This window comes from Pseudomonas sp. S31, assembly GCF_016648105.1.
In the GTDB taxonomy this organism is placed as follows: Bacteria; Pseudomonadota; Gammaproteobacteria; order Pseudomonadales; family Pseudomonadaceae; genus Aquipseudomonas.
Genome location: NZ_JACVVE010000003.1, coordinates 103,504 through 123,874, shown reverse-complemented (window position 1 = coordinate 123,874; position 20,371 = coordinate 103,504). Strand labels below are relative to the sequence as shown.

At 52.6% G+C, this 20,371-nt stretch carries 21 protein-coding genes and 1 pseudogene; 11 read left to right on the top strand and 11 right to left on the bottom strand.

What is annotated here, in order from left to right; all coding sequences use genetic code 11:
- Positions 1 to 162: 162 nt before the first annotated feature.
- Complete coding sequence (locus IAE37_RS04305; RefSeq protein WP_201169721.1) at positions 163 to 588, top strand: hypothetical protein; 426 nt, start codon at positions 163 to 165, stop codon at positions 586 to 588.
- A 275-nt stretch (positions 589 to 863) separates the two neighbouring features.
- On the opposite strand, the gene IAE37_RS28710 is transcribed toward IAE37_RS04305, so the two are convergent.
- Complete coding sequence (locus IAE37_RS28710) at positions 864 to 1,391, bottom strand: hypothetical protein (protein ID WP_236409775.1); 528 nt, start codon at positions 1,389 to 1,391, stop codon at positions 864 to 866.
- Positions 1,392 to 1,736: 345 nt separating this feature from the next.
- Positions 1,737 to 2,360: a histidine phosphatase family protein gene (locus IAE37_RS04295; protein WP_201169718.1), complete on the bottom strand. Its 624-nt coding sequence runs from the start codon at positions 2,358 to 2,360 to the stop codon at positions 1,737 to 1,739.
- Between the two features lie 87 nt (positions 2,361 to 2,447).
- Here IAE37_RS04295 and IAE37_RS04290 point away from each other — a divergent pair, with 87 nt between their 5' ends.
- Complete coding sequence (locus IAE37_RS04290; RefSeq protein ID WP_328822690.1) at positions 2,448 to 2,657, top strand: hypothetical protein; 210 nt, start codon at positions 2,448 to 2,450, stop codon at positions 2,655 to 2,657.
- Between the two features lie 40 nt (positions 2,658 to 2,697).
- Here IAE37_RS04290 and IAE37_RS04285 read toward each other — a convergent pair whose 3' ends face one another.
- Together IAE37_RS04285 and IAE37_RS04280 are read right to left on the bottom strand one after the other, a co-directional pair.
- The gene (locus IAE37_RS04285; RefSeq protein ID WP_201169716.1) at positions 2,698 to 4,188 is read right to left on the bottom strand and encodes a Shedu immune nuclease family protein; all 1,491 of its coding nucleotides are present in this window, start codon (positions 4,186 to 4,188) and stop codon (positions 2,698 to 2,700) included.
- Positions 4,189 to 4,276: 88 nt separating this feature from the next.
- Positions 4,277 to 5,263, bottom strand: coding sequence for a hypothetical protein (locus tag IAE37_RS04280; RefSeq protein WP_201169714.1), 987 nt, complete (start codon positions 5,261 to 5,263; stop codon positions 4,277 to 4,279).
- A 487-nt stretch (positions 5,264 to 5,750) separates the two neighbouring features.
- On the opposite strand from IAE37_RS04280, the gene IAE37_RS04275 reads away from it, so the two are divergent.
- Positions 5,751 to 6,224: a hypothetical protein gene (locus tag IAE37_RS04275; RefSeq protein WP_328822689.1), complete on the top strand. Its 474-nt coding sequence runs from the start codon at positions 5,751 to 5,753 to the stop codon at positions 6,222 to 6,224.
- On the opposite strand, the gene IAE37_RS04270 is transcribed toward IAE37_RS04275, so the two are convergent.
- Positions 6,221 to 6,988, bottom strand: coding sequence for an SIR2 family NAD-dependent protein deacylase (locus tag IAE37_RS04270; protein WP_201169705.1), 768 nt, complete (start codon positions 6,986 to 6,988; stop codon positions 6,221 to 6,223). The genes IAE37_RS04275 and IAE37_RS04270 overlap by 4 nt on opposite strands.
- Positions 6,989 to 7,076: 88 nt before the next feature.
- On the bottom strand, positions 7,077 to 7,337 hold the full coding sequence (locus IAE37_RS04265; RefSeq protein WP_201169702.1) for a hypothetical protein: 261 nt from the start codon (positions 7,335 to 7,337) through the stop codon (positions 7,077 to 7,079).
- 99 nt (positions 7,338 to 7,436) lie between these two features.
- Between IAE37_RS04265 and IAE37_RS04260 the strand changes: the two genes are divergently transcribed.
- Positions 7,437 to 9,110 (top strand): DUF262 domain-containing protein, encoded by a 1,674-nt coding sequence (locus tag IAE37_RS04260; RefSeq protein WP_201169699.1) that lies wholly within the window; start codon positions 7,437 to 7,439, stop codon positions 9,108 to 9,110.
- A 185-nt stretch (positions 9,111 to 9,295) separates the two neighbouring features.
- Here the strand turns inward: IAE37_RS04260 and IAE37_RS29135 are convergent, their stop codons facing one another.
- Complete coding sequence (locus IAE37_RS29135; RefSeq protein ID WP_201169696.1) at positions 9,296 to 9,430, bottom strand: type II toxin-antitoxin system Phd/YefM family antitoxin; 135 nt, start codon at positions 9,428 to 9,430, stop codon at positions 9,296 to 9,298.
- A gap of 715 nt (positions 9,431 to 10,145) precedes the next feature.
- Positions 10,146 to 11,687: an AAA family ATPase gene (locus tag IAE37_RS04250; RefSeq protein ID WP_201169676.1), complete on the bottom strand. Its 1,542-nt coding sequence runs from the start codon at positions 11,685 to 11,687 to the stop codon at positions 10,146 to 10,148.
- 481 nt (positions 11,688 to 12,168) lie between these two features.
- Between IAE37_RS04250 and IAE37_RS04245 the strand changes: the two genes are divergently transcribed.
- Positions 12,169 to 12,987: a hypothetical protein gene (locus IAE37_RS04245; protein ID WP_201169663.1), complete on the top strand. Its 819-nt coding sequence runs from the start codon at positions 12,169 to 12,171 to the stop codon at positions 12,985 to 12,987.
- Between the two features lies 1 nt (position 12,988).
- Here IAE37_RS04245 and IAE37_RS04240 read toward each other — a convergent pair whose 3' ends face one another.
- On the bottom strand, positions 12,989 to 13,183 hold the full coding sequence (locus tag IAE37_RS04240; RefSeq protein ID WP_201169661.1) for a hypothetical protein: 195 nt from the start codon (positions 13,181 to 13,183) through the stop codon (positions 12,989 to 12,991).
- A gap of 432 nt (positions 13,184 to 13,615) precedes the next feature.
- On the opposite strand from IAE37_RS04240, the gene IAE37_RS04235 reads away from it, so the two are divergent.
- From IAE37_RS04235 to IAE37_RS04220, 4 genes are read left to right on the top strand one after another with little or no spacing between them, the layout of a single operon-like run.
- Entirely contained in the window at positions 13,616 to 13,912 is a 297-nt protein-coding gene (locus IAE37_RS04235; RefSeq protein ID WP_201169659.1) for a hypothetical protein, read from the top strand.
- The gene (locus IAE37_RS04230; RefSeq protein ID WP_201169657.1) at positions 13,909 to 14,499 is read left to right on the top strand and encodes a hypothetical protein; all 591 of its coding nucleotides are present in this window, start codon (positions 13,909 to 13,911) and stop codon (positions 14,497 to 14,499) included. The genes IAE37_RS04235 and IAE37_RS04230 overlap by 4 nt, the downstream gene beginning before the upstream one ends.
- On the top strand, positions 14,496 to 14,732 hold the full coding sequence (locus IAE37_RS04225) for an ABC-three component system middle component 6 (protein ID WP_196169266.1): 237 nt from the start codon (positions 14,496 to 14,498) through the stop codon (positions 14,730 to 14,732). Before IAE37_RS04230 ends, IAE37_RS04225 begins: the two co-directional genes overlap by 4 nt.
- Positions 14,723 to 16,414 (top strand): DUF2326 domain-containing protein, encoded by a 1,692-nt coding sequence (locus tag IAE37_RS04220; protein ID WP_201169655.1) that lies wholly within the window; start codon positions 14,723 to 14,725, stop codon positions 16,412 to 16,414. The genes IAE37_RS04225 and IAE37_RS04220 overlap by 10 nt, the downstream gene beginning before the upstream one ends.
- Before the next feature lie 69 nt (positions 16,415 to 16,483).
- On the opposite strand, the gene IAE37_RS04215 is transcribed toward IAE37_RS04220, so the two are convergent.
- Positions 16,484 to 18,115 carry an NAD+ synthase gene (locus IAE37_RS04215; protein ID WP_201169999.1) on the bottom strand — a complete coding sequence of 544 codons (1,632 nt, stop codon included), beginning with the start codon at positions 18,113 to 18,115 and terminating at the stop codon, positions 16,484 to 16,486.
- Between the two features lie 355 nt (positions 18,116 to 18,470).
- Between IAE37_RS04215 and nadE the strand changes: the two are divergent.
- Positions 18,471 to 18,779 (top strand): annotated as a pseudogene (nadE, locus tag IAE37_RS04210) (NAD(+) synthase); the annotation flags it as partial.
- 115 nt (positions 18,780 to 18,894) lie between these two features.
- Here the strand turns inward: nadE and azu are convergent.
- Complete coding sequence (azu, locus tag IAE37_RS04205; RefSeq protein WP_201169653.1) at positions 18,895 to 19,344, bottom strand: azurin; 450 nt, start codon at positions 19,342 to 19,344, stop codon at positions 18,895 to 18,897.
- Between the two features lie 350 nt (positions 19,345 to 19,694).
- On the opposite strand from azu, the gene IAE37_RS04200 reads away from it, so the two are divergent.
- The gene (locus IAE37_RS04200) at positions 19,695 to 20,282 is read left to right on the top strand and encodes a TIGR00730 family Rossman fold protein (protein WP_201169650.1); all 588 of its coding nucleotides are present in this window, start codon (positions 19,695 to 19,697) and stop codon (positions 20,280 to 20,282) included.
- The last annotated feature ends 89 nt before the right edge of the window (positions 20,283 to 20,371 follow it).

Here is a 20,371-nt window from a genome sequence, read left to right as displayed (position 1 = left end):
TCACAGGGCTAGACAGAGCACGATAGTCCAGGCGGCTTCCAGCTGCTCCGGGCAAAGGCACAGCCACTCGATGTGATCTGGTAGGACACCCGCGACTGTTTGCGCCATGGGTCACAGTGGTGTGCTTTGGCCATGCATCACTCCAGCTCAAGGACGAGTATTTTGAACACCCGCAATCCCGTAATCAGCTTGCTGGTTTTTCCCATCTCGCCAATCGCTGTCATCTGGCTAACCCATTTTTTATGTCGGGAAATTTGGTACGCCGCTTACTATGTTCCTGGAGAGGATGGTGGAGAGGCGGAGCCAGCGCTGGCCCTCATGGTTATTCCATTGTTGCTGATCTTCAGCTCACTGCTTTTAGGCGGTCTCACGATGCTGAACAGCTGGGGAGTGCTCCGATGGCTGACAGCATTAGGGCGCGTGCCAATTACTGGCCTTGCGCTGCTCCTTTCTCTGGTATCAACAGTGTTTTTGATGGGGGAGCCGCAAGCTGTATTCAGACACTGGGAGGTTGGGCTGGCATGGTTGGCCTGGCTTGGGAGTGCTGGTCTCTTTTTGATCCAGCAGTGGGATCGGTTGCGCAACTGAAGCAGACGTCAGCAAATTTGACGGATGGAATTTGCTTCAGTGCTATTTCACGCTCTGGGCGACATGCTCAGGGGCAGCGCGCAGGCGTGCTGGATTAACGCCCGAAGGGCCGAGACATCGACGGCAGACGATGGCTCGGTTCACGAGAGGCAGCTCCCGCCAGGGCACGCCCTATCACCCTCTAGAACGCCTTCAATCTTCGTTCCAAGCTCTGCGCACGGCTCACAATGGCTACTCCAGAAGAGCGTCGCAAAGTGCCAATCAACTGTACGCCTCTATTCGATCTCTTCAACCTTACCGCCACACTCTACAAACTTCTCGCGATAGCCTGAGCGACAGTAATTAGATACTTTGGTTGGACTCGGGGGCGGAGGGCATGCATTCGGCATGTTATGAGCGTTGAAATGCTCGCACTGCTGAGCAGCGCGTGTCTGGGTCTCGTGTAGCGAGTCGAAGTTGTCCTGCTGTTCTTTGACCTTGTTTTCGCAAGCATTTACCCGAGCATCGAGCTTGTGCAGGCAATCCAAACCTTCTGGCGTTTGGGGATCGATGTAGCGGTATTGGGTGCAGGCGGTAAGCAGTACCGCCACCGCCAAGGTAGGCAATCTGATCAACAATGTTCCAGCTCCGTCCAGGATGAGCGTGACGATTTCGACTATGAAGCGCGATATCGGTTCACGGGGTGGCTCAGCCTTGGGCTTTGAGCCACTTCTGCGACGCTCTCTGGCAGAATATCTAGCAGCTAAATTTTTCCGGAGGAAGGCGTCCATGTATTCAGCGTCGGAGCTGATATCATTGGCCATCAGCGCACACCAGGATCTGCCATCCTGGGCCAGATTCGTGGCGCTGACTGAGTTTGCTTGGCAAGATCGAGCCTTGGTCTCAGATGCTGCTGAGTGGCAGGCGCTCTGGTTTGAGATGGAAATCGTTAATGCCTTGGCATTAGCTGAGTGGGAAGAGCAGGGATCACCCGTTAATTGGCGGCACCAATGGTGCGTTGGGTACCAAGCGGATGCTCAGTCCTTACTTTCTCAACTTCTTCATCTGATCGTTAGGCAGGGATGATTTGATGCATCTTGGAGAAGATCTACAGCCTCGGCCAAGGCAAGCGCTTGCCTCAACTGATCGCTAACAACCCATACTCCAGTCTAGTCATATCTTCTAAGTGTCCATGCTGCATCGCCAGCACATCGCGAGAGCGAGAAGCCACAGCCGTTTGAGATGTGATTCTCAATGTCGAAGTCTCGCCAGTCGCTCATCGGCGGGCCACCCTGAACCTCTGGCGTGCACTCTAGCAGCCAAGCCACCGCGTTCATGAATTGCCCATGGCTGAAGACGACAATGTTTGTAGCTTCATGGTCGGCGAGTCGATCTAGGAAGACCTGTGCTCGAGTTACAAAGTCATGGAATGATTCTGCGCCTTCACCGTCTATGAAAGCCGGATCCGACCTTCGCCAATAAGCTTCCACCCAACCCCGACGTTGTGCGAGGGTCGTGCCTACACAACGAGCAGGTGCCAGGTAGGTGAATTCTTGAATTGGCCACGTCTCGAGAGCGGCAGCAGGATATAAGGAAGTTGTGGCTGAAGCAGTCGCTTGGGCGCGTAGGAATGGCGACGCTACAACGAGTTCAGGAGCACGTGTGAACGAACCAGCGACCTGGTGGGCTTGCTCCAAGCCTTTTGCCGTCAAAGGGATGCTTGCGTGATCCCTAGTAGGCTCGCCAGCGTTGGCGGCGCTCTCGCCGTGGCGGATCAACCTGACGTGCTTCATGGACTACTCTTCCTTGGCTCTCGTTGCTTGGAATGCACAATGCTGGCATGGCACCGTATGAGATGGCCATGGCGAAAAGGAGAGATCGTGAAAAGAGATCTGAGCGAGGTGCTCATGCCCGATCATCCCCTCTATACAGAGGCTGTCGAGGCGTTGAAGGTCTACCATCAAGCTCAGGCTGATGGCGTCGTGGGGGTGGATCTAGAGCGCCTCCGGTTGATGGCCGAACATCGATTTCAAGCCGTCACTGATTACCAGCTTCGAGCCTTGGGTGGGCCAGCAGAGGAAAGTCATTAGTTGTGCGCATTGCTCAAGTGACACAATGATTGCTATGGGCTCAGAAAGGCAGATCCTCCTCTCTGATTGGCTCCGGCTCCACCGGTGGCTTGGGCGTGAGGGCTTGGTGGATGCTTTCGAGTCGGGCTTGGAGCTCATCAAAAGTCACCACCAATACATCCTTCAGGCTGCTTCGATACTGCTCAAAGGCACGCTGCTTAGCCAGATCGTTGGGAGTTCGGCCAATGATGACGATTGCCGCAATGGCGTGTGCGTGAACACGCTCATCAAGCTCTTGAGACAGACCGAATACCTCTCGTTGCAGCACGCTGCGTTGACTAATAATCTGACCGACTGCACCGCTTAGCTCATAGGAAGGTACGAATGTCTGCCGGTATGACTGACCGAGCAGTTCAGTCTGAGGATGCTTGATCTCGATGAGGGCAAGATTTCCGGTTGCCCTGGCCGCCATCAGGAAATCCGAGAACTGACCTCCCCGGCCACTGAAGCCCTTGCCACCGATGTATGGCTGGTCTGCAATCTTCTTCACCGGGTACCCAAATGCCATGTCGAGCACGAATGGGTGTTCGCTCAAGAAACGCTGCCACCGAGGTTCGCTTACTTTGTTGTCCATCATTTTTCGATAGACCTCAATGAGCTCTCCGAGCGTAACCAGCTCGATTTCTGCTTTGAGGTTGTACAGTGAGTTGGGTGCGGACTTAGCGAGCGCGGGAACGTTTTGCTCTGTGAGTTTGGCTGCCTGCTGCTGATCTTTAGGCGAAAGCCGTGGTGACATCGAGCCTAAAGACACGAGGTTAGCAAGCAGGTCGGGGGGAAGCTTTCTAGCACGAGGTGGATAGAGCTCAGGTGCAGCCTGATGAAGCAGGCTGGTGTAACAGGCCAGCTTCTTGTCAGACGCAGTCTCTCGCTGGTGGCGCTGGGTTAATCGATCTAGGCTTTTCCGCAGTTGCTCTAGACGATCCACGCCCAGGTAAAACTCGTTCCCCTTGAGTTTGGCATCGTTGTGACCAGTACCCCCGTGGATCACAACGGTATCGACTCCGTTTAGGCTGCTCAGCGCCTGAGCGATGCACCTGTATTCATACTTGAAACCAAGGCCGTAACGCCAATCCGTATAGAGCCCGTCTGGAAGCCCTTCGAGCAAGCCATCGACCTCGTCTGGAGCAGTTGGGTGTGAGTACGGTGTAAATACAGGTCTTGTGATGATGATCGACCTGATTCCGTCATACCGGGGCTGGCCATACTCAGGATGATCGAACCTCGGGTTAATGGGGTAAATGGTCAGGTAAGAGGGCGCAACCTCCAGCAGAAGGTGCCAACCTGGCTCCTCCTCTGACAAGGCGACGTCGCTGTAATAGACCCTGGAAATGCCATAGATCTCTTCACCGATAGATTCGTATTCGTCATCGGATTCAATGGCCGAGAGTTCTTCCTCGCTCAAAGCTCCAGTGTCTTCGAGATCAAACCGAAGGAAAGGGCCGTCATCGACGCGCTGTTGCATGGCGTACTGAGAAGGACGCAGTGAAGGCATTTGTCATCCCTGATGGTAGGTGCGGTGAGTTGCCGGGCGCTCGGTGCCCACGCTGGTAGGTCAGCCACGGGCGTGGGTTGGCGTAAGGCTAGAAGGGAATTGGGTCGTCGAACGGGTCGTGAGAGGTTTTCGGGACTTGAGGCACTGTCAGCGGCGACACCACGAAGAGGTTCACGATGTCCTCCCTGTCCATAAAGAGAATCTGACTTCGCTTGGACTGGTCAAGCTTGCCTCCGATCCAGTTCCGAGCAGCCTTGGTGATTTCGCCACCAGCAACGATGAACGCATGGTCAACCAGCACGCGCCTGTTCAGTTCGGAATCGAAGATCTCATGGCCAAGCATCATCAACACTTGGTTGTGAATTTCCGCAACGTTGGCCTGCCCCCCTTTCGTGACACCAGATGAGTCGAGCTTCCCCTTTTTCACCTGAATGCCAAAGTAGATGACATGAAGGGTTGGTAGCACAAACTTCATCCAAATGTCTTTCCCATACTCCAGAGCTTTGTCTTTGTGGCCGGCTGAGGTGATCCGGGTAAAGCCCAGTTGACGAAACAAGGGGAGAAGTACGTGCTCGATCAGGTCATCCTCAGAGCAACCGTCTAGGTACGCAACCAGACAAGCCTTCTTTTCCGTTTCCGCCGCTGTGAATGGCCGGTGAGGGCTAGCCGATTCGTTAGCCACCGTACCGCTTCCGACATGGCGAAGGTAGCATTGGTCATCCTCGCCATAGAATGCTTCGAACCCCTCTCGCTTGATTGCTCCATTTAGGGCAGCGAGTGCTTTCAGTCGAGGCGGCTCTTCGTTGAAAGCGTCTTCGCTGTCCATGAGCAGCCGAATGACGCGCAGCATGGCATCAGGTGGCGTCAACGAGTTTGCGCTTGGGAAATCCATAATCTTCTGGAGGTTGTCGGCGACCCAGAACCTGCGTGTGGTACCGTCGTGAGTGAAATCCGTATCAGCGTCTTTGAAAAACCGGGTTAAGTCGGTGCCGCCGAGGTAACGGAAGTAGCTTTCGGGCTTGTCTCCGCAGATCATCACCGCTATTTGTTCCAGCGTGCGAGACTTCCATTTCATGTTTGTCTACCTACCTTGGCCATCGATCTCTATGCGGTTGCTTTGCGAGCATAACCGTTTGGCCACTATGCAAGGAACTTTGACTTTCCCTGATGCCTAGCAAGCGCTTATCACTCTCTCAGGAAGCCCTGCTCTGGAACATCGCACTCAAGCATTTCGGCCCAGCTCGGCTGCTTCAGATTGTCGTGGATCTGTGGGGCGCCTTGGAGTACCCGGAACGAACCACAGTTGATCACCTGTCCACGGCCACGTTGAATCATAAGGTGCTGAATATACTGAGTATTGCCCAGACCAGGGTCGGCGCTTTCGTGCCTCTGCGTGATGCCGCGCCAGGTACGGTGACGCTTTACTCCCGTCATGCGAGTGATCTGGCTGATGGGCTCCTATCTCGGCTGCCGGTAACTCAGCTCACAAGGAACCTCAGGGGAGATCGCCTTGATGACGACATGGGTATGTGAGCTCCGATTGAGCAGGAGAGTATTTTGACGTGACAATCAGCAATCAGGTGCGCCGGCTGGAAATCGTGAAACGCAGAGCCTTGTGGGCGCTCGCTGATTTGCGGCCCGGAGATGCTCGTGCGGAAACCCTTCTCCTGGAGCTCGACGAGGTTGACCAGGCCCTGGCTGAGTTGCTGTCCGGAGATGAGCTGACGGGCCAGGAAATGATCCATGCCATCGAAATTCAATCTCACAGCGGCCAGCGTCTGGTAATTGAAGACAGTATTCCTGAGCCATGGCGACAGAGGTTTGCGGCTACGAGCGTCGGCTCTACGCGCTTGGCTGCTGGGCCATATTTCCGCGATTTCGAAAAATTCGTCATGTCCTGGAACGACGAGATGGCACACCTGGAAGAACACCGTGCGAGTCGTCCTGATAGGCGCTCAAACGAAGAGGATAATCCTGGGTGCCCTCGAGGAGGGAGAGGGAAAAAGCGAATCTCATACGGCTCGCCCTCAAGCTAGAGCGCTGGGATGTCACCAAAAGCCTCTTGAAGCAAGCTCTTCATTCTGGCCGATGCAGGGCCTTGTAGAAAGTGCTCCTGGCTGCTGACATCAAAACGCACTGTATTAATATGAACGACGGTGGCTCCGTGGCCAAGGGCGCGTAACGGGAGCTCTGCAGCTGGATAGACGATCCCAGACGTCCCTATCGAGAGGAAGACATCGCACTCTTCTGCCGCCTCCAGCCCGGCTCGCCATGCATCCTCAGGCAACATCTCACCGAACCACACGATACCAGGACGGACATACCCGTCGCAGGCGCGGCACCGAGGAGGCTCGATTCGACTTCCCTCTTCAGGCAAGTCTTCAAGGCTTTCTTGTAACTGGTATGAGTGTCCGCAGTCGATGCAGCGAGGAGAGTTGAGTCTTCCGTGCAGGTGGATCACACCCTGGCTGCCGGCTCGCTCATGGAGGTCATCCACATTTTGGGTCACCACGGTCAGCCTGGGCACATGTTTGGCAAGCTCAGCGATAGCGAGATGAGCACCATTGGGCTGCGCCTGTCCAACCTTCTGCCGGCGCCACTCGTACCATCCCCAGCAAAGACTCGGATCCGCACGGAATGCTTCAGGAGTCGCTAACTGCGCAGGATTGAAGCGCTCCCATAATCCTGTCAGCGCGTCTCGAAAGGTCGGGATGCCGCTCTCAGCTGATGCGCCGGCACCCGTGAAGACAACAACATGCATGGCCTCCCGCAATTGCTTAGCCAGACTACTGATGGTCACGGGCACTCCTTGATGCTGATTTCGGTTGAGCTGCCAACGCTATAGGCATTAGACCGGCAGCTAAAGGCCTCGGCGAGACCGGGAAACTCTAAGCCAACCCTCTTTCAGCCATACGATCCAGTAGGGCTTGAGGATGAATGCGGTAAGTGCCTACCCCAATCCGTTGCGTGAAGTGGTCATAGGTTGGGCTGCTAACGCCAGTAGTCATCTCGGAGTTGGATAGGATGACACCTGTGTAGGATTCACCAATGTCGTTGAAAAACTGGATTACCGCTTGCCTCGTAACCACAAGGCCTTGGCCAAGGCGGCCGTCGATTACAGCATCCAATACATCGGTACGTAGACTCATGTCGTGTTCCTTCTGTCAGGTAGAGCTGGCAGGGTGAGCTCTAGCTATTTTTGCTGGCCAATGGCTATTCTCTCATCATTTCTACAGCAAGGAACGCGCATGAAGCTCAATCCACTACACCTCAAGATTGCTAGTTTGCTTGAGGGCAGGCTTTTTCGAATCCCAGAATACCAACGCGCCTACTCCTGGAAATCTCGCCAGCGTAAAGACCTGTTCGGCGACATCGAGGAGGCATTTCGATCTGGCCGGGAACATTTCATGGCTACCTTGGTCGCCTTGGCTAAGGAGAAAGAAACCCGCCTTATCGGCGTCGACGAGTTCAAGACTGTCGAGCTGGTGGATGGCCAACAACGTGTTACGACCCTCATCATCCTCATGAAGGCGATTGAGAAGGCGTTAGACAACGATGATGCTACGCAAGCCAAAGTGCGCCGGGAGCTTGGTGAGCTCCTTGTAAAGGGAGACGACCATTCACTGATTCTGCTCCAGACAAACCATGACGCAAGTCAGGTTTTCACGAAATACATCCGCAAAGGAGTGGTGGAGGAAGGCTCAGCAAAAACTGCTGCAGATCAGAACTTGGTTGAAGCTGCCCATGACTGCGAGCTCTTTGTGAGCAAATGGTTGACTCGTGGGCATACGATCTTTGAGCTGTTGGTGACCATCAGGAACAAGCTAACGATCATTTACCATGAGATCTCTGAGGAGGCTACGGTTTACCGAGTTTTCGAGGTTCTTAACAGCCGTGGGTTGGATGTGAAATGGATCGATAAGCTTAAAAGCCAGCTGATGGCACTCATTTTCGAGCACGTTGAGGGTGGTACTCGCGATGAGGCGGTATCTGAGATGCAGGACGTCTGGCGAGGCATTTACCGCTCTCTGGAAGACAGTACACGAATCGGAGATGAAGCTCTCCGCTTCGCAGGCGCATGGGCCTCTGACACGCGCCCAAATCGGATTCCCAGTGAAGCAGACTCGACCGCACTGCTCACCTTGAAGGCGGGCACACAGTTAAGAACTATTGCAGAGGTTGGTCATGAGCTCGAGGCAATAGTGCAAGCGAACCTACGCTTGTTCCGAGACTCGCGCCTCCGTGCTGTGACGCGCATTGTGCATGCTCGGTTTGTTGCAGCAGCAATCCTCTTGAGGAAATTCGATAAGAAAACAGAGCAAAAGCTGCTGGGTAAATGGGAGCGAGCAACGTTCAGAATCTACGAGCTGGCGGGCAGGGATAGCCGCCACAAGGTTGGGGAGTACATCCGTCTAGGTTATGAAATATACCGGAGCAATCTGGATAAAGATCAAATTCTCAGTGGACTAGAAAATCTTTCCAGGGGTTATTCGATTGACGAGGTTTTGAACAATATTGATTGGGTGAGCAGTTACGAAGGCTGGCAAAATCAGCTGCGCTATGTGATGTACCGTTATGACGAGCACCTAGCAAAGCTCGCGGGGCAGAAGCTCAATGAGAGTCAGTGGGGCAAGATATGGGAGCAGGATGCCGCTAACTCCATAGAACATATTGCGCCACAGAGCAGTGGAGTCGAGTGGACGCACCACCTCGGAAACCTGACGATGCTGCCGCCTGGAACAAATTCGTCACTCAAAGCGAAACCTCCGGTTGAAAAGCTCGACGTCTACCGAAGCTGCGGATTGATTGGGACGATTCATGTCGGCCACCAGATTCATGATGCTGGTTCTTGGACAGAAGATATGGTTTTAGCTCGAGCAAAAAGCATCGAGGATTTCATCAGGCTTGAATGGGCCGACTGATCAGGGTTTCTGTCACGTTAAAATAATGTTGAAGGCAATCGCTACTCCTATGTGGGGCTGCGTAAGCCGGACTGATAATAGGGAAATGTGTGGATGGATTTGAAGGTGGCCAGCATCTGCAGCCAGCCACCTCCATTTCAATTTTCGCCTCTCTACCTGGCTGGCGTACGAGCCACATCCTCGAGTCATTTGATTTCAAGCGGCTCAAGCTTGCAAACTGGCTTTCTATTCCTGGTGATCACGAACGAATTGCCTTGCTGCAGGAGCCTCATGAGCTGTCTGAAGCGCCTTCTCGCCTGCGTTAAGCTGACCACCTGCATCTCGACCTCTTCCTATTTATGCGTCCGTTCAGCGACATCTTGATCTCGAATGGCCGCTCACATAATGCGATCTCACAGTCATCGGCCTGTTACGCGTGTATCGTATGTGACCGCTCGGATATGCCCGCTGACGTGCTGAAGCGTCAGCCACTCAGGGAAGAAAGACATCGGCTGAGTGTGGCGTCGATAAACCTCGGGCTCATGCTGCTGTAGGTACACGGCAAGCAATTCTTCCGTCACCTCGAGTCGTAAACACGCCAACAAGCTTCGATGAGCCCCCTGTTTCGTCGAAGGTAATAGCGCCACAGCCAGCCGGGGTTCGGCGTCTCGCACTGAAAATTGGCCAGGGCAGGCGCTTCATCCAGCGATGCTTTGAACCCCTCTGCCCAGATCAGGAGCAGCAGCAGGGCCAGTCCTACTGCGGTCATCAAGGGCTTGTGATAGACCAATGAGTAGATCGCCGCCGGCGAAGCCCAGTCCCACATAATCCAGCCGAACAAGACGACGGGGATGAGGAAGAGCGGCGCCAGGAATAGACCTACCGCCAGGCCAAACCATGCACCAACAATTTCTGGCAGCTTCGATCAAACGTTCGGCATGTGCTTTCTCCGTCAATCACTCACTTCTGGACTTACGAGCGAATGGATCCCCTATCAAGCGGTCGCCCAGCTACTCCGGCGTGAACACGCTATACTCTTGAAGCTGGCCCGATTGTCTAAGGTAGCATGCCGGAGATAGTATCCTTCAACTCGTCAAACTCATCAGGGAAATTTCTATACACAACGCCGCACACAAGTATAAGGCATCGCTCCGGATCTAGATTTACTTGATCACTAAGTTCGGAAAACTCTTCATGCTTGCCCGCCTGCAATGCATACTCAACAATCGTCGCGGCGCGCTCAGGATCAACTCCTAGTGCCGCGCCTAGTTCTTCAGGCACTTCACCGCATTTTTGGAGAAGCCAAGCCTCCGGCCATGTATCTCCAGGGAGGTAACTTGTTCGAGCAAGTAGCCAATTGGTAATTTCTTCATCAATTCGCTCCGCCATGCTTTTTGCATGCTCAATATTTTTGGCTTGAAGCTTTCGTTGATCTGCATCGTAAACTGCTAATATGTTAGCATGTTCGTTTCTCAAAAAATTGGCCGCTAACTGTCTAGCCACAGCGGCAGCGGAGCCTATGCGGGTCAAGTTTATTCTGCTGCGAGTATTCCCATCCAAAACAGTTTCGATAATTACTTTTGCGACTGGATCTTCTACAAAAATTTCAAGCTCTTTTTCGCCAATTGCCCCCATCTTCGAGAAAGCAAACTCTGCTGAAACACCAGGCGTAATTTTAGTCTTACCTCCGTTTGACTCAATAAAAAACCTCGCATCGTCAGGAAGGCACTGAAATATCTGCTTTGAGTGGGTTGTGCATATGACTTGAGTGCCTGTACTCATGCACACTTCTTTTAGGCGCTCAATGAATAATCGCTGAGCCTTTGCATGAAGGCCAAGTTCAATTTCATCAAGGACTAACAAGGCGCCTTCACCAGAAGCATAAATAGTGGAGAAAATATCAAACAGGGCGTTTTCCCCAGCCCCCATATTAAAACCTGAATAAATCACATCGCCGACTTTCACAATTGGAAGTCCATACTTCCTGTATTCTAGCTGTCGATAGTCATCGTATCTTTTGCCAAGGACGTAGCCGACAGCGTCCTTAACCTTATTCTCCCATCCATGAACCCTCAAGTCCTTGAAGGAACGAGAATATGAACGGGACTGGCTGCGTTCAGCATGAGGAACGATACGCTCGATCCCTAAAAAGACCACCGTCCGCTTGATTCTGGTGTGATAGTCATTCCACTTGCCACCAGCCTTCTTCTTCCTTACTTGCGATGCAATCCCTATAGGGGAGCTTTTCCAATTATCATGAGCAAAGCTATACCAAATCTCCACCCCTGGCGGCGCAATTTCCTCAGAGTGCTGTACGAAAAAATCCGAAAAGGTATAGTAACTTCTGGTGCGTTTCGGAAGCTTGTAGCCGTCAGCCTTATTATGATAGGCGCATGAAGCAAGCGCCAACATTGTAGACTTTCCGGATCCATTGACTCCAGCAAAGGCTGTGATTGGATAATTAATATTAATTTTGAAGGAGGTCAGCCCGCGAATCCCACCCTTCGTGACGCTAATACTTCGAAGCAACGCCTTCGTATTGTCTTTACAAAACCACTTCCGCAATTTCTTATCGAGATTACTTTCCCTGTACTTCATTGGCTCTCCCAATGTGACTTTGCACTGACTGAAAAGCCAGGTGGCTTTTTGCTATACCTATCACATTTTCGGCAGACTATCGAGATGATGGCGATGCTTTCATTGATGCCCGGATCATAGGCCACGCGCCCAAAGAAAGGGCCCCAGAGGCGCGCTTGACGTTGCGGCAGACCATTCAGGTGATGTCTCAGATCAGAATCGCAAGCCGAGCACGCAATGCTAGACGCTGAGGATGGAAGCGCTCGGGCCTAAACCTGGCGCTGACAAGATTCGGTTCACGACAACCGTACTCCGAAGGCGAAAAGCAAAAAATACGCCCGATATAATGCCCTCATTTGGGAACATTAATCCTTTTATAGTCTTAATGTTCCCAAAAAAGGACGTTACGAGAAACAATGATTGGCAACACTAAAGATCAGACTGTCGCGCTCCACCTACAGCGGCCTACACTGAGGTTTTTGCTAAACCACAGGTAGCAACCATGTTAATTCTGGGCGAAATTCAACTGCGGGGATTTTTCAGTATTCAAACCGAGTTAGCGGAAAAAACTCTTAACTTCCGCCACCCGTATGATATTGATAGCAAGCGAAGTATGCGTCACGCCTGGCGAATGTTCGATGCATATATGACCCTTACCGGCTTCCACCCACACGCTATGTGCCTTGATGACCATGCAGGATTTAGAGGCTTTCTATGTAAAGCGCTCCAACTCACTGAAGATAATGCAAAGTCCTTCACTTGGCAGTTACTTCAAGATTTTGTTCTTGTGTGTTTTCTGGAAGAAAAAGAAGCCAACCTATTTCTGAGTATGCCTCAAGCTGAATGCAATGAAATATATCAAGAGCGAGAGCCTACCAAATGCCGCTTTTTACATTACCAATCCCTTTTCCCAACCTCGGATTCGAACGGTTTCATGTATGTAGATTTCGGATCTATAATGCACCTGCTCAGTAATGCCTTTTTCCATTGTCTAGGTAGGTTGCTTACTGAATACCTTGCACCGCTTCCTACTGTGCAGGCGGAGATAGATGCCCCGCTCATAATTGCTATAGCACAAGGCCTGCTATATGACCATCCCGGCGTAGACTTTTGTAAAATTCACCTTAACGCTACTGATTCTGCCGATTTCATTGGAAACGTCCGCGCCCATGCTGAATGGCGAATGCACAACGCAGGTTTCTTTCGTGGGGACGTTGCCATGAACTGGAAGTACCTATCGGCAGTGCTAATGAATTTCTTCGTGGCCAACAATATCTGCTGTCTCAATAAGGCTGGCCGCCGCATGCTTGCGCCCTACTAATTCAACGTTGCATTGCAATTCTACGCTTAGCGTCAACTGCTTTGATCAAATACTCAATGGCATTTGTTTGCAAACGTAGAGCCTTACGGCATCGTTCATGATCACGAGCGGAGCTAGCCGACAAGGCTTCAGCCTGCAAGGAATTGATTTCGAATTTGAGATGGGCAATGATTTTATTAACAAGACGTTCGCGCATATTACACCCCTTGATTGGTAATGGGTTACGTCACCCAGTGACTATGTAAGCTGAATCTAACAATGCAGTGTAGCTGCTGTAGACGATTGCGCTTGGCTTTAAGTGAGCTCGCCGGAAAACCCATAGGCCAGGAGCTCCATCTCGTCAGCAGCGCGATGTGGTGAGCCCCACCTATCCCGCCACTTGCTCCCCTGGCAAAGCGAATGGGTGTCCTGGCTCGAGCCGTCCCCTGCTCTGCTGAACCTCGATGCAGCCTTCAGGAAGGGCTTCAAGGCCTGATAGCCGCGTACGCAGGCCCTGGCCTCAGAAGCTGCATGATCCCGCATGCGCCGAGCCTTTGCGGCAGGAGCGCCTTGTGGAGCCGTAAGCGAAATCTGTAATATCACGCTGCTGGCACTCACTGACGAGTGACCGACTACCATGGAGAAAGGAATGTTCGGCTTCTTGAAGGTTATCGCAGGCGCAGGGGGAACATTCACAGCCCTAGGGGCGGCTATGTTCTACTCAATGTACGCCGGCTGGTTCAAGTCTGACTTGCTCAAGGGCCTGCCAAGCGAATCAATCTACAAGCTGTTCTTGTACTCCCTTGGAAGTTGTGTGTTCTGCTTTACTCTATTGGTGGCGCTGCAAGCGTTCAGCAGAAAACCGGCAATTTCAGCTTCGTCGGACAATAGTTCCACCACTGTTGTATCCACAGGTCGCGGCAGTGTAACTGTACATAAGCCATGAGCCTATTCACGCCGAATATTGACGCTCAGGCAACGAACGGTGGATTAACAGTTGTCAGCACGGGAAGCGGGGGTGTCACAGTAGCTGCATCCCCAGCGGCTATCTCCTCCCTACTAAATCCGCTTTTGATAAAAATCGTATCAACCCATACCCCGTATGATGAGATCGCCGACATCGAAATTGATTATCGTGGCATTGATGAAAAAATCGAGCACAACAATGTCACGGTTTATTCAGAAGTTATAATCGACAACGTGGGCTACATGGAGCTCATTGAAAGTCTGATTTTAACTATTGATAACGAAGATCCTGGCGCACAGAAGCGCTTCCTCTACGCCATCAATCAGAAGTACAAAATTGCGAGGCGCGAACTATTTATGCGCCAGAAAGAGAAGCCTGTTACTGATGAACAAAGGCTTAGTGCAGTCCGTCTAGGCTCGGACGAACTTATCTTGAAAGTATCCGAGCTCATTGTAGATATCAAGACAGGCTTTCACGGAATGCCATCCGAACTGGTCGAATGGGCCAGACAGCTGATTGTTTGCTACGGCTTCATTAACTGCAAGATTTTGGAGCCACCACAATGATTATTCAGAACACCAGTTCCCCGCTCAAAAGCCTTTACATTATTGGCGGTCGGATACTTATGGTTCTGAAATCTAGCGACCTTGGCGCCATGAGCCCCCTGGCACTCTTTGAAAGATACCAAGAAAAATTTGAGCGTGTTTCTTTTGCTTACATTCTGTACGCGCTCGACTGGCTTTACATCACTGGATGTGTAGAGCTGACGAAGCAAGGTGATATTTCTTTATGCAACTGATTAAGTTATCTGTATTTGATGGAAGCGAAGAAATACGTACCATTTCATTCAAGGAAGGAATGAATATAATTACCAACCTGGGCGAGACCGGAAATCAGATTGGTAAAAGTACGTCACTGCGCGCCCTCGCGTTTTGCTTAGGCAGTAAACCTGACCCTCTATGGAAAGATCCTGACAACAACAAGATCAACGAAAAAGTTAAAGAATTCCTTACCAAAGGGGACGTGAGGTTTGAGTTAGTGCTAAACATTTCGTCCATTAAGCACACTATTACTCGAGTCTTATCAAAAAAGATTGGTGCACGCGAGACCATCTCGGTTTCCAGCACCATTGATGGTATTGGGTACAAGAATGGCGCCTCTTTCGATAGAGAGCTGCCACGCTTGTTCGGTTACACAAGAGAACAACCAAAATTCGGATCAATTCGCAGCAAGTTTTTCAGAATCAACAGGCCGACAAGCAACAACTCGCTAAAATATTTGAACGTATTTACGAGCAACAACGAATACGACTTAATCTACGCATACCTTTTTGATTTCGAATTCATCGACTCCGTCCGGCAAATAAATTTGATTGAGCAACATATTCAGATTGAGGAAAGCCGAATTAAGACTCTTCTTGACGGAGCCGAACTTGAGTTCCGACTTGAAGAAATCAAAACAATTGAGCATAAGATAGCCGAATTGCAATCAAAGGAGGACGAATATGATCTTCTTGACTCTCAAAACTATGCCATTGCCGAACTCCGCGAATCACGCAGAAGTGTAGCAGCACTAACATCTCGAATCGTCAATCTGGAAACCAAGATCTACTACAACAACAAAACCATTGAACGATACAGAGACAATTCAGTAGAGATTAATGTAGGAGAAATAACCGCCCTATACAATGAAGCAAAATCTTTAGTACCAAACCTTAGCAAGACCCTAGAAGAGACCATTGAATTTCACAACTCAATAATGAGCCGTAAGGCAGCCTATGTTGAAGAGCTTTCTGCCGATACCGCCGATGAACTTGAGTCCCTAAGAAGCAGCCTGGCTCAACTGCTGATTGACGAAAAATCAATAGTTAAAGACCTTTCTAGGGATAGCCACTTCAGCGGTTTGATTTTGGCGGAGAAGCAACTGCAAGATTTACGCGAGGCCAAGGGGCGGCTCGCATACGTCACAAGTGAAATAGAGATCTCCACCAACAGAATTGCAGAACTGAAAAGCACAGTTGAAGACGTGAGACGAACTATTGCTGTGTACTATTCAGATCTGCATACCAAGCTTGAAATTTTCAATGAAGCATACACCGACATCACTGGAAGGCTTTTCATTAAACACCATAACGAGTTGGTAGTTAACGCCAGCCATAATGGCAAAGCGGACTTCACAATCGTGAACGAAGAAAAAAATACTGGCGACGGTGTTCCACGGGCTGCAGCAATGGCTTTTGACATGGCCTACGTGTATTTCGTTAATAAGTACAAATCAAAGCTGCTTGCCTTTACCGTCCAGGACTATCTAGAAGTGGTTGATGAGGACAAGCTCATCAAACTCTTCAGCTTCGCCAATGAGAAAAAAATTCAAACCATCGCCGCCATATTGAATGACAAACTTGATGGCTTTGACAAAAAATTCATTCAAGAGAATACCGTTCTTCGACTCACTAAAAACGAAAAATTCTTCAAGATTTAATTACACTGAACCGACGAGAAAAAGGGGCGCAAAGGCGCCCCTAGCATACCCAGTCAGCTGACTAAGGCATCAGTCTCCGATGCTCCAGCCAGAGGTGATTGGGTAACGCCGGTCACGACCGAAGCCACGCTCGGTGACACGCGGGCCCACAGCCGCCTGGCGCCGCTTGTATTCGTTCAGGTCGACCAAGCGAATTACCTTCCTCACAACCTCCTGATCGAAGCCCATCTCGGTGATGGCATCGGCAGACAAGTCCTGCTCGATGTACAAGCGAAGGATCTCATCGAGGACTGGGTATGGAGGCAAGGAATCCTCGTCCTTCTGGTCAGGAGCAAGCTCTGCAGAAGGTGGACGATCAATGACGCGCTGCGGAATGACGTAGCCCAGGGTGTTGCGGTATTCACAGAGGCGGAATACCAAGGTCTTTGGTACGTCCTTCAAGACGTCATAGCCACCCGCCATATCGCCATACAAGGTCGCATAACCGACCGCCATCTCACTCTTGTTGCCGGTCGTGAGAACGAGATAACGCTTCTTGTTGGAAATGGCCATGAGCATGGTGCCGCGACACCGGGCCTGGAGGTTTTCCTCGGTTGCGTCTTTGCCCAAACCCTCGAACATTGGCGCAAGCGTGGTCAGGAAGGCTTCTACCATGGATGCGATGGGCAGGACGCTGTACTTCACGCCCAGGATGTCGGCTTCCTCTTTCGCGTCGTCCTGGCTCATCTGGGCCGTGTAGTGATAAGGCATCATCACAGCTTCAACGTTTTCTGCACCCAGGGCATCCACAGCAACAGCTAGCACCAACGCCGAGTCGATGCCACCCGAAAGGCCGAGCACAACACCTTTGAAGCCGTTGCGCTGCACATAGTCCTTAACGCCAGCTACCAATGCCTGGTAGACGCTGGCCTCAAGGCTGAGAAGCTCGGTGGTCTGAGCCGGAACGGGCACCAAAGCGCCTTCCTTGATCTCAAACTCCGAAACGAAGAGGCCTTCCTCAAAAGCAGGGGCACGCTGAGTGACCTTTCCGTTCCCATCCACTACGAAGCTGTTGCCGTCGAATACCAGCTCGTCTTGGCCACCAACTTGGTTCACGTAAACCATAGGGATTGAGCATTCGCTGGCACGTGTCGCCAGGAGCTCCTCGCGTTCGGCCTGCTTTCCACGATGGAACGGCGAGGCGTTCAGGGTCAGCATGATCTGGGCGCCGGCATCACAAGCCTGCTTGAGAGGCTCAGAGAACCAGATATCCTCACAGATGGTAATACCGACCGGTACGCCGAAGAGATCAACTACGCACGGGCCACTGCCCGGCTCAAAATACCGTTTCTCATCGAAAACACGGTAATTAGGCAGGCGCTGCTTGTTATACCGGGCGAGCTCCTCGCCATCCGAAATCACGGCGCAGCTGTTGTAGCGAGCTCCGTCCTCAACCCAAGGGAAGCCAATTACGGTGACGATGCCTTTGACAGCTTCCTTGATATGCTGCAGGGCTTTTTCGATCCGGCTCTGCATGCTGGAGCGAAGGAGCAGATCCTCTGGTGGGTAGCCACAAAGGGTCAGCTCTGGAAACACGATGACCTGGGCTTTGAGGTCGTCGCGTGCCTTATGAACGGCTTCAATAACCTTCTCAACGTTGCCGTATACATCCCCGACGCGGATGTTCAGCTGGGCCATTACCACTCTCAAACGTTGCTCCATGGTTCCTCCAGAAATGCCTAGATCGAGATCGGCAAGATGCAACACTGTCCTGACATCTGCGATCAAGGAAGCACCATCTGAAGCTCCATGCTGAGCGCGGGGCTATCGGATTACTGCTAGCCATTACGGCTCATTGAACCTGGGTCAGGACTACCCGGAGGGTCGCGGGCATCTTGCGAACTAGGACATTATGCCCTAACCAAGCTCAGCCCCATCTAGCGAAACCGGAAGAAGCTCTAGGAGAGGACTCAATCCAGAATCCCCAGACTGTGCAGATACAGATTCTGCACAAGAGCCAAAATCGTCACTCACTGAGTCACTGCGCTGGATTGGGCACTATTTCGGGGGGAGGAATGTAACGGGCTTCTTTACCAAGTTCGGTGATGGCGCCTGCGACCTGGCCCCGCTGAGTGGGCTGGTGAAGAACCAGGTACGGGCGATCGCGCGCAGCTTCGGTGCGCCGGAGTCGCTGGTGGAAAAAGTACCGACCGCCGACCTCGAGGACCTCGAACCGGGCAAGCCGGACGAAGCTTCGCATGGCGTTACCTATGCGCAGATCGATGCGTTCCTGCATGGCCAGCCAGTTGACCAGGCAGCGTTCGACATCATCGTTGCTACCTACCGCAAGACCCAGCACAAGCGCGAACTGCCGTTCGCTCCTTGATCGGGCCTGTAGGAGCGGGTTCATCGGGGCGCCGAACCGCCGCGAATGCGATGGTAGATCCACCGACGCATTCGCGGGTAAACCCGCTCCTACAGGGGACGCCGTCGGGCTTGGATTACTTGACTACGACCTTGCCCTTCATCATCGAGATGTGGCCTGGGAAGGTGCAGAAGAAGCTGTAGTCACCACCGGCTTCCAGCTTGGAAGGGTCGAACTTCACTTCGGTTTCCTTCTCCGGCGCGCCGATCATCTTGGTGTGGGCGATGATCCCGGCGTTGTCGGCCTTGATGTAGTCCTTGTCCAGGCCCTGACCCATGCCTTCGGTGGCGATGCCCTGCATGTCGGCGGTCTTGCTGATGACCAGGTTGTGGCCCATCACGTTCTTCGGCAGGCTGCCGGAGTGGGTCAGTTTGACGGTGAATTCCTTGCAGCTCTTGTCGACGGTGATTTCCTTGGTGGTGTAGGACATCTGGTCGGTCGAGTCGACAGTTACCGAACACTCGGCTGCGAAGACGGAGGCGCTGGCGAGGGTCAGCAGGGATACCGCTACAGCTTTCGCAAACATCGTGAATCTCCTTGGCAGGGGTTTTTATCAATCGCAACACTGCCTGAAACCGCCACACCCCTGGGTGATGTGCATCAATGAGGTGTCAAGCGGCCAGCCAGTAGAATTGTTCAATCGATTGTATACAACCAATCTAAGGGCACATCATGCCCTTTTAATGGACGATGGGACAACCTCTCATTTAGGAGCAAGACCATGTCTCTGTCGAATTTCATGAACAGCCTGCTCGCTGCCTACGCCCATGGCACCACGGGTGCAAGCTGTGAATTTTCCCGCCCTGAGTGATATCCGCCCTTGGAAGCGAGGGGCATGCGCCGTACCCTGTCGCCCTGTGAGAAGGGAGATGAGCAATGCCTGTACGTTCCGTGTGTGTCTTCTGTGGCGCCAGCATCGGCGCCAACCCGGCCTACCGTGACGCCGCCGTCGCGCTTGGCCAGGCCATTGCCCGGCGTGGCCTGACCCTGGTCTACGGCGGTGGCGCGGTCGGCCTGATGGGCACCGTGGCCGACGCGGCGATGGCTGCCGGCGGCGAAGTGGTGGGGATCATCCCGCAAAGCCTGATGGACGCCGAGATCGGCCACAAAGGCCTGACCCGCCTCGAAGTGGTCGACGGCATGCACGCGCGCAAGGCGCGCATGGCCGAGCTCAGCGACGCCTTCATCGCCTTGCCGGGCGGCCTGGGTACGCTGGAAGAATTGTTCGAGGTGTGGACCTGGGGGCAACTCGGCTACCACGCCAAGCCGCTGGGATTGCTCGATGTGAATGGCTTCTACGAGAAGCTGGGTGGGTTCCTCGACCATATCGTCGAGGAAGGCTTCGTGCGGCCGCCGCACCGGGCGATGCTGTTGCTCGAGCAACAGGCCGATGCGCTGCTGGACGGGATGGACAGCTTTGTCGCGCCAGTGGCGCCGAAGTGGGTCGACAAGAAGCCGGATTGAACGCTGAGGAGCGGCCTCTGTAGGAGCGGGTCTACCCGCGAATGCGTCGTCGAATGCTACATCGCATTCGCGGGTAAACCCGCTCCTAC